The sequence below is a fragment of the Sedimentitalea sp. genome, from assembly GCF_039973035.1.
Lineage (GTDB): Bacteria > Pseudomonadota > Alphaproteobacteria > Rhodobacterales > Rhodobacteraceae > Sedimentitalea.
Genome location: NZ_JBDWLR010000015.1, coordinates 1 through 9,311, shown reverse-complemented (window position 1 = coordinate 9,311; position 9,311 = coordinate 1). Strand labels below are relative to the sequence as shown.

The following is a 9,311-nucleotide window of genomic DNA, read 5'->3' as shown; positions in this document are numbered from 1 at the left end:
TCGGTATCGTCAGTGTGCCGCCCCCTTTTGACCGCTGATCATAAGGCTGCGCGATCAGCGGTCAAAAGAGGGCGCGTTTAGAAAGGCCACGACAATTGGACGGGTTTGAACCGCAGCAGCTCCGTCACTGCCGACCCTGATGCTACGGCCTGAGCCCGCAAGACGACCATTGCAGCGGCGCGCGCGTCTTCGCCGGCATCGTGGTGGTGAAAGTCGAGGTTCAGTGCCTGCTTGAGGTTCGCCAAACCGTGGCCCCCGTTGCCTTTGAATTGGGGCCAGGCCGCGCGTGCGATCGACACGCTGTTGTGCGGCGTTGATGGTGTGGATACCCCCGCTCAACGGCATTTGGAACGCAGATTCTTTGGACAGTTGGGTGAAATGGCTGCACGAAAACCAGCCGCATCGCTCAAATACCTTGTAATACTTCCATATCATGGCATAAATGCGAGGTATGATCATTCGAAACCATCTCAGCCGTATTGAGCGCGCCTTGGAAAGCCAGGCCGGTGTTGTGCTGCTTGGGCCCCGCCAAGTGGGTAAGACTACCATGGCACAAGATATCGCAGAGGCCCGCGATGCGGTATATCTGGATTTGGAACGCCTTGCAGACCGACAGATTCTTGAGGAGCCTGATCTTTATCTGGATGAGCAAGCAGGCAAGCTCGTTGTGCTCGACGAAGTCCAGTTGATGCCGGGGCTTTTTGGCACGCTTCGCGGTCAGATTGATCGGCGGCGGCGAGTTGGGTATCGGACCGGACAATTTTTGCTGTTGGGATCGGCGTCGAACACGCTTTTGCAGCAAAGCGCTGAATCTCTGGCCGGCCGTGTGAGCTATCACGAATTGACGCCTTTTACCCTTGATGAGGTGGGGCAGGGGGCTTTGTCACAGCTTTGGCTGAGGGGCGGTTTCCCGGACAGTTTCCTGGCTGGTTCGGATCGGGAAAGCCTGACGTGGCGCGAGGACTTTATCCGCACATATCTTGAGCGCGACATACCATCATTCGGTCTTCGCATTCCTGCCGAAACTTTGCGCCGGTTCTGGACGATGCTGGCGCATGAGCAGGGCGGATTGCTGAATGCAGCGAAGATAGCTGCGGGATTGGGCGTATCCGGGCAAAGCGTGGCACGGTATCTCGATCTACTTGTGGATCTCATGCTTGTGCGGCGATTGCCGCCTTGGCATGCAAACGCAGGTAAACGACTCGTCAAATCGCCCAAGGTGTATATCCGCGATGCCGGTCTGGCCCATGCGCTTTTGGGTCTGGAAACCACCGAGTCCCTACTTGGTCATCCTGTCGTTGGCGGCTCGTGGGAAGGGTTCTGCATCGAAAACCTGATCGCCGCCGCCCCAAGGGGCACGGAGGCCAGTTTCTACCGATCATCCGCCGGCGCTGAGATCGACTTGATCCTGAAACTGCCAGACCAGAGCCTTTGGGCGATTGAAATCAAACGCACAACCAGTCCGAAGGTAACACGTGGGTTTCACATCGCATCCGACGAGCTCAATGTTTCAGAGCGGCTTTTGGTCTATGCGAGCGACCGCGACGTTCCGGGGCAGGGCGGTTTGCGTGCGATGCCTTTGGCGTCCGCAATCGAGCGGTTGCGCGCGCACTAATCCCACCACGGCGTTTCCATCGAATGTAGAAGTGGGTCAGGCGGGATGGGACTAAACAATTAGGCTCCAGACTCATTGAGTTAGAGCCAGAACAAGATGGTTGCAGCAAGGGCTATGGTAGACAGGAATAACGTTGGAGATCTGTCGTAGCGGGTTGCAACGCGCCGCCAATCCCTCAGTGGTCCGAACATGATCTCGATCCTGTTGAGCCTTTTGTAGCGACGCTTGTCGTATCGAATAGCATTGTTGCAGGGCAGATGAAGATGTCGGAACGCGCCCAATCCGAGACGGAATTCAGGCGGTGCGTTCGAAATTTGGGCGGCCAATTCCGGTCATCCGGTTAAGGATGCGGACACCAATCCCGGCCTCTGTCTTTTGATTTTCGAATCCGCGCGCCTTGAGCTTGGCACCGATGACGGTGTTCCAACGACCCATCAGGGTTTCACCTCGGCTGCATTGATTGTAGCCAGTGGCCTTCTGCCAGGCCATCCGCCCGCTGGCGGCGATCTCGGCGATATGGCGGTCACGTGCCGTCGGATCTTTGGCCGCATCAGGGCTCAGGATCGCGTTTCTGGGAGGTGGGATCGTCACCTCGATCAACGGTCCGAACCGAGCGGCAAGCAAATCAGATGTTGGTTCACGGCGTTGTTGCACAGATCGCCCCTGCGCTGATTTCAAGGCGGTCTGTTCCTTTCAGGATGCTGTAAATGCCGCACAAGTTCAACGCTGATCGTCGTGACAAGATCCCGAAGCAAAAGCATCGGGTGTCCAACTGCTCTGAATACAACGAAAGCTTACGACGGCGCGGTGATCTGAGGTTCTGGATCAGCGAAGATGTACTTGGTCTGTGGTCGGCGCCACGCCGAACGACGCGTGGTGGACAGCCGCGATACTCCGATCTGGCGATTGAGCTTTGTCTAACGCTGAGCGTGGTCTTCAGCCAACCGCTGCGCCAGACCCAAGGAATGATGCGCTCTATTGCAGCCATGCTGGAGGTTAATATCGCAGTACCGGATTTCTCCACCCTGTCGCGCAGGGGCAGTGGTTTGACACTGCAATCGAGGCCTAGGATCGACAGCCATGCTGCAATCCATTTGGTCGTGGACAGTACTGGCCTGAAGATTTTCGGTGAGGGCGAATGGCTAGAGGAAAAGCATGAAACCAAGCGCAAACGGCGCTCGTGGCGCAAGCTGCACCTCGGCCTCGATCTCGTCAGCGGGGAGATCGTCTGCTCTGATCTCACCAGGGATGACGTCGGCGATCCAACGGCGCTGCCAGATCTTTTGGATCAAGTCGACGGCTCGGTTGATCTGTTTCTGGCAGACGGCACTTACGACGGGGAACCTACATCTGATCTCCTTGCCGCTCGGTTCGGATCGATGATCAAAGTCACAATCCCACCTCCCAAAAACGCAATATTGAGCCCCAATGCGGCCCACAATCTGATGGCACGCGGCCGGCATATCTCCGAGATCGCAGCCCATGGGCGGATGGTTTGGCAGAAAACCACAGGCTACAATCAACGCAGCCGAGGTGAAACTCTCATGGGCCGCTGGAAGGCGGTAATTGGACCCAAGCTAAAGGCGCGCAACTTCGAAAATCAGAAATCAGAAGCCAAGATTGGCGTCCGGGTTCTCAACCGAATGACCGAACTTGGCCGCCCACGTTTTGAACGCACCGCCTGAATTCCGTCTCGGGTAGGGCGCGTTCCTAGTTGCCGCTGATCTGTGCAACAACGCCGATAAAATCAGAGAATAGGATGTCGTGTCACCAATCGCACCTTTGCACTGGAGGGAAAATGCCAATACCCGAACAGCAGTCTTTGTCAGGAAGACCGTCCTCCTCAGCGGGCTGCCCGTTCTCCGACAAGGCGACGAGTTTTGACCCGTTTGACGCGCTCTATCAATCCGATCCAGCTGAGGCGTTGCGTTGGTCGCGGGAGGGGGAACCGATATTTTACAGTGAGGTGCTGGGGTATTGGGCGATCAGCCGTTACTGCGATATCAAGGATGTGTTCCGTGACCCGATCCTGTTTTCGCCGGCCATTGCGTTGGAAAAGATATCACCGGCTCCGGTGGAGGCGGCCGAGATCCTGAACTCTTATGGTTATGCGATGAACCGCACGATGGTGAACGAGGACGAGCCGGATCATATGATCCGACGGCGATTGCTGATGGATGCCTTCCTACCTGAAAACCTCGAAGAACTCACACCAATGGTGCGCGAATTGACGCGGCGCTGCGTGGACCGTTTCGTGGCAGCGGGACGTGCCGATCTGGTCAAGGAGATGTTTTGGGAAATCCCCATGGAGGTCGCGCTGCGGTTTTTGGGCGTGGATAATGACAGTATCTCGGAACTTAAGGCGTTTTCTGTGGCGCATACCGTCAACACCTGGGGCCGCCCATCCGAGGACGAACAATTGTCGGTGGCCACTTCTGTCGGCCGGTTCTGGCAGGCGTCAGGCAAGGTGCTGGAGCGGATGCGCGACAACCCAGACGGCAAGGGCTGGATGTACGACAGCATTCGCCAGAACAAGCTGCACCCAGACATCGTGACCGACAGCTATTTGCAATCCATGATGATGGCGATCCTAGTCGCCGCCCATGAAACCGCCGCGCATGCCTCGGCCAATGCGGTCAAAACGCTGTTGACCGACAGGGCTGCGTGGCAAGAAATTGTCGCGAACCCTGGCCTGATCCCAAACGCGGTCGAGGAATGCCTGCGTGTTGCCGGGTCTGTGGTTGCGTGGCGAAGGATCACGACTCAAGACACGGTTGTTGGTGGTGTGGATATCCCCAAGGGGGCCAAGCTGCTGATCGTCACGGCCTCGGCAAACCATGACCCGCGCGAGTTTGAGAACCCTGACCAGTTGGACCTATATCGTGAAACCGCAGCGGACCATCTGACCTTCGGCTATGGCGCGCACCAATGCATGGGAAAGAACATCGCGCGGCTTGAGATGCGGATTTTCCTAGAGGAACTGAGCCACCGTCTGCCGCATATGAAACTGTCCAAACAGACCTTCGAATATCTGCCCAATACCTCGTTTCGGGGGCCAAAATCTCTGCTCGTCGAATGGGATGCGACGTTGAACCCTGAGGCGAGTGATAGCTCGGTGCTGGCACAGGCCAACGATTATCTCATCGGGCCGCCGGCGAAATCCGACATCCGTCGACGTCTTCGCGTTGCAGAAGCTTCGGTCGGCGAAGGCAATGTGCTACATCTCCGCCTCGAAGACCCCTCCGGCGCCGCATTGCCGCGCTGGACGCCGGGATCGCATATAGAGTTGTTCTCGGGATCGTTTGCCCGGAAATATTCGCTCTGCGGCACCACCGATGAAGTCGGCCAGTTTCGCATTGCCATCTTGAATGAAGCGGAGGGTCGGGGCGGATCGAGGTATTTTCACCGCACGGTCAACACCGGAGATATCCTGCACGCTGCAGGACCGCGCAACCACTTCCAGCTTGATGAGGATGCTGACGATTATCCTCTCATTGCTGGCGGCATCGGGATTACGCCGGTTTTGGCAATGGCCGACCGGCTCAAGGCGCTCGGCAAGCGGTATCAGTTGCACTACGCTGGACAAAGCTACAAAGGTATGGCGTTCGCGGCCCGGATTGCGCGCGATCACAGCAGTGTAGCAACGCTATACGCCAAGGACGAAGGTCAGCGCATGGAACTTTCCGAGATGGTGGCAAGGTTTGGCCGCACCGGTCGCATCTATGCCTGTGGGCCGGAACGGCTTCTGCAGGTGCTGGATGGATTGACCGAGGATGGACCCGAAGGCTGGCTATCATTCGAGAGTTTCACTTCAGTTGATACGTCGCTTGATCCGGCAAAGGAACACGGGTTCACCGTGCATTTGCAGGATTCCAGCCGCGACGTGCAGGTGCGTGCCGGTCAAACCGTGCTGGACGCGCTGACGCAAGCGGGAATTGACGTGCCCTGCGATTGCCGCGAGGGCCTGTGTGGCAGTTGCGAAGTAGAGGTGGCTGAAGGCGGGGTTGACCACCGCGACATAGTTCTGACCAGAAGCGAACGCGCGGCCGGAAACCGCATGATGACGTGTTGTTCTCGTGCACATGGTGACCGCCTGGTCCTGCGGCTTTGACGCCAAGACAAGAACGATGCGGGCCTGAAGTTGAAGGCTCTCCGGTCGGGCTACGCCCTCCCTACGACCCTTCAACCCTACGTTCTCATCTCGATTGACGCTGCATTCTCATCTTGTTTGTCGCGCTGCATCGGTCTTTGTGCACCGGCTTGTGGCGGCCGGAACCGTTGAGGAAAAGATCCTCGACATGCAAGCTCGTAAACAGGCGTTGGCCGATGCGCTTTTTGATGACGCCGCCGATACCGCTACGACCCTGCTTGACGAAGCCACGCTACAAGACCTCTTCGCGCCACTGGCAAAGTGAGGACGATTTCTTTCCGTTCATGATGAGGTCCGAACCATCTTCCGTCCGCGCCGCCATACACTTTCAGCCGCTGCCTATCGCCAAACCAGAGCCGATGCCCACTGGATTTGGGACAACATCACGCGTGAGCTGAAGGCTGCCTGAGATCCAGTGCCACGGCTTTCGCCGACAGAAACTCCGATAACTTGACGATGGCGTCGGAGATTCCACTGCGCAGCCAGGTCTATTGGATCAAATTGATGACCCAGCCGACCTGTTTCTAGCAGATGGTGCCTACGACGGCGCCCCAACGGGCGATCTTCTGCTCGAACCCTTTGGCGAAGGATTTGAGATTGGGATCACATCACCCAAAACGCGATGCTGAGCCCGGACGCCGCACGGAATCCGACGATCCGCGATCGCCAAATTACCGGACTTAAGGCGTACGGACGCATAGCTTGGCAGAGGACATCGTGCTACAATCAGCGCAGACGAGATGAAATTTTGATGGGTCGCTGGAAGACCGTCATCGGACCGACACTAAAAGCGCGCAGCTTAGAGAATCAGAAAACAGAGGCCGGGATTGGTGTCCGCGTGCTGAACCGGATGGCCGAACTTGGTCGCCCCAGTTTCGAACGCACCGCCTGAATTCCGTCTCGGGTAGGGCGCGTTCCTAGTTGCCGCTGATCTGTGCAACAACGCTGATGCAAACCCGCTTTGTCGGGGGCAATACCGAGGCAATCGGCGCCGTGGCAGCGGAAAAGTGGTGGCTTGACTACAAAGACCAGACGTTGAACCAGCTTGTGACGCGCGGTCTGGTACAGAACCTTGACGTGATGAGCGCCACCGAAGCGATCCGACAGGCACAGGCCGAACTGCGCGAAACCGGCATCAATTCAGCATTGGACGGCTCTCTGTCGGCATCCACGACCGCATTCGGTGGCGATGGATCAAGCGGCACCTACACCGTCGACAGTGGTGAATTGGGGGCATCCTTGGTCATCGATCTGTTCGGGGGCATCCAGCGAGAACGCGAAAGCGCCCTTGCGTCCCTGACCGCAGCACAGGCCGAGGCAGAAACCGTCGGGTTGGCATGGTTGGCTGAACTGCTCTCGGCCTATTCAAATGCGCGATATTACCAAGAGTTGTTGGCGCTGACCCGTGAGACCATCGAGGCGCGGGAAGAAACGGTCGATATCACCCGCAGTCAGTTCGAAGCGGGAGGCGCGACAGAATACGAGGTGGCCGAGGCGGCGGCATTGCTCTCTACGGCTCGCGCGGGCCAGCCCAGTTTCGCCGCGCAGTTTGACGCCAACGTCTATGCGATTGCAACATTGCTAAACGAACAGGCCGGCCCGATCATGACACAGATGCAAAAGGGATCGCCGCAATTGCGCACGCCAGACGGCGCACGCACCGGTGTGCCTGCCGAACTGTTGCGCAACCGCCCGGATGTGCGCAGCGCCGAAGCCGATTTTGCGGTCTCGGTTTTCGAGATTGGTGTGGCAGAGGCCGCACTTTACCCGTCGTTGACACTATCGGGCACGGTAGGCAGAGCCGAAGGCCTGGATGCATGGAGTTTTGGACCGCAATTGTCGCTTCCGGTGTTCAACCAGGGGCAGTTGCGAGCGCGCCGGGACGCCCAAGTCTCGGTCGCCCAACAATCCGAGATCACATGGCGGGCATCCGTGTTGTCAGCTGTCGAAGATGTGCAGGTCGCCCAATCCAACTTGTCCCGGTATCGGCAGCGCGCCAGCTTGCTCAGAAAGGCTGCAGATGAATACGGCTGTGCCTATGAGCTCGCGCAAGAGAACTACCGCAATGGTGCGATTACGCTGTTGGACCTGCTGGAGACGGACAGAAACACCGCTGCGGCACGGATTGAAGCTGCTTCCGCCACGAATGATGCGGCACAGGCCTGGGCTATATTGAAAATCGCCACGGGTGCGGGCGCTGCGGCCACTCAACCGTAACCAAATGAATGGAAAGACCCTGTTCAAAACCGGTTTGAAGCCAAGTTGGCGGAATAATAATAAACGTTGGCAGTAGAAGGCCTGTAGAACGAATGAAACATGCGGGAATAATCGCCATTCTGGTCGCCGTCGGTGGTGCAGTTGGCATGACGCTAATGCTTTTTGGCGCACGTTTGGGGTTGTGGGCGCCGCTCACAGGATTTGGCCTCTATCGAGCCTATTTCAATCCGCTCAGTGCGATCATCACTTGCGCGGGCCTGATCGCGTTTATCATCCATCTAGTTCGCAAGGAAAAAGGCGGAACCATCGCAGGCGGGATGGCAACTCTCCTCGGGCTGGCATTTCTGACGCCCTTAATTTTGGGTACGCTCAACCCGCCACTCCGCTCGCCGCCCATTCACGACATTTCAACCGATACGCTGAATCCACCTGCTTTTGAGGTGCTGGATGAAACCCGCCCGGGGGCCAGCAATACACTTGTCTACGGTGGTCCTGAATTGGCTGAGGCTCAAGCAGTTGCCTATCCTGACATTGCACCTCTTGAGGTAGATCTATCCGCGGATGCTGCATATCAACGCGCCCTTGCAGTCGCCAAGGAAATGGGGTGGGAGATCATCGTCTCGGACGCCGCGCGTCGCCGCTTTGAAGCAACCGCCCACACCCCTGTCTTTCACTTCGCAGATGACGTCGTGGTTGTCGTGACGCCCAGAGAAGACGGCAGCCATGTTGATATGCGCAGTGTATCGAGAGTCGGACGGAGTGACCAAGGAGTTAACGCCGCGCGTATTCGTGCTTTTCAGCAGAAGTTCCGAGATTAAGTTTGCCAATGCTTTGCCTAAAGCTAGGCCTTGTCACAAGGAATCCGGTTGAGGCGCGCAGAATGGTTTCGTAGGCATTGCCAACTTGTTGAACGATCATGATCGGGCTACATCAACCCAATGAAAATCCCCACTGAGATGCCTCGCCTGAAGGGCTTCCGTTTCCCGCGAGAAGTCATTGCCTATGCTGTTTGGGCTTATCATCGTTTCGCTCTGAGCACGGCTGGCGTCGAGGACCTTCTGGCTGAGCGGGGCGTGATTGTCAGCCGGGAGGCCGTCCGGTTGTGGGTCAATCGATTTGGTCGCCATTTCGCGAGTTGCATCCGGCGTGATCGCCCTCACCCCAACGACAAATGGCATCTCAACGAAGTCGTTGTTCCGATCCGTGGCAAGAAGCATTGGCTGTGGCGCGCAATTGACGCAAATGGCGAGGTTCTCGATATCCTTGTGCAAACGCGCAGAAGCGGAAAGGCCGCAAAGCGGTTTTTCAAAAGGCTGATCGCTCAGTTCG

The 9,311-nt window shown here is 57.4% G+C and carries 7 protein-coding genes and 4 pseudogenes; 8 read left to right on the top strand and 3 right to left on the bottom strand.

The genetic code is table 11. The features are described 5' to 3' along the window. Positions 1-77: 77 nt before the first annotated feature. A pseudogene (locus ABJO75_RS02390) lies at positions 78-305 on the bottom strand (exonuclease); the annotation flags it as partial. 137 nt (positions 306-442) lie between these two features. On the opposite strand from ABJO75_RS02390, the gene ABJO75_RS02385 reads away from it, so the two are divergent. Beyond that, the gene (locus ABJO75_RS02385) at positions 443-1,615 is read left to right on the top strand and encodes an ATP-binding protein (RefSeq protein ID WP_348130561.1); all 1,173 of its coding nucleotides are present in this window, start codon (positions 443-445) and stop codon (positions 1,613-1,615) included. A gap of 80 nt (positions 1,616-1,695) precedes the next feature. Here the strand turns inward: ABJO75_RS02385 and ABJO75_RS02380 are convergent. Together ABJO75_RS02380 and ABJO75_RS02375 are read right to left on the bottom strand one after the other, a co-directional pair. Then, positions 1,696-1,854, bottom strand: a pseudogene (locus ABJO75_RS02380) (IS5/IS1182 family transposase); the annotation flags it as partial. Between the two features lie 55 nt (positions 1,855-1,909). Continuing rightward, positions 1,910-2,254 (bottom strand): annotated as a pseudogene (locus ABJO75_RS02375) (IS5/IS1182 family transposase); the annotation flags it as partial. A 68-nt stretch (positions 2,255-2,322) separates the two neighbouring features. On the opposite strand from ABJO75_RS02375, the gene ABJO75_RS02370 reads away from it, so the two are divergent. The 7 genes and pseudogenes from ABJO75_RS02370 to ABJO75_RS02340 form a co-directional block, all read left to right on the top strand. Beyond that, the gene (locus tag ABJO75_RS02370; protein WP_348130558.1) at positions 2,323-3,300 is read left to right on the top strand and encodes an IS5 family transposase; all 978 of its coding nucleotides are present in this window, start codon (positions 2,323-2,325) and stop codon (positions 3,298-3,300) included. Positions 3,301-3,413: 113 nt separating this feature from the next. Beyond that, complete coding sequence (locus ABJO75_RS02365; RefSeq protein ID WP_348130555.1) at positions 3,414-5,726, top strand: cytochrome P450/oxidoreductase; 2,313 nt, start codon at positions 3,414-3,416, stop codon at positions 5,724-5,726. Between the two features lie 307 nt (positions 5,727-6,033). Then, positions 6,034-6,174: pseudogene (locus ABJO75_RS02360) on the top strand (IS6 family transposase); the annotation flags it as partial. Between the two features lie 342 nt (positions 6,175-6,516). Beyond that, positions 6,517-6,657, top strand: a complete 141-nt coding sequence (locus tag ABJO75_RS02355; protein ID WP_348130552.1) for a hypothetical protein — start codon at positions 6,517-6,519, stop codon at positions 6,655-6,657. A 29-nt stretch (positions 6,658-6,686) separates the two neighbouring features. Continuing rightward, positions 6,687-7,982: an efflux transporter outer membrane subunit gene (locus ABJO75_RS02350; protein WP_348130549.1), complete on the top strand. Its 1,296-nt coding sequence runs from the start codon at positions 6,687-6,689 to the stop codon at positions 7,980-7,982. Between the two features lie 92 nt (positions 7,983-8,074). Next, positions 8,075-8,800, top strand: a complete 726-nt coding sequence (locus ABJO75_RS02345; RefSeq protein ID WP_348130547.1) for a DUF1499 domain-containing protein — start codon at positions 8,075-8,077, stop codon at positions 8,798-8,800. Between the two features lie 120 nt (positions 8,801-8,920). Next, positions 8,921-9,311 (top strand): IS6 family transposase (locus tag ABJO75_RS02340; RefSeq protein ID WP_348432375.1); only part of this gene is annotated, 391 nt, incomplete at its 3' end.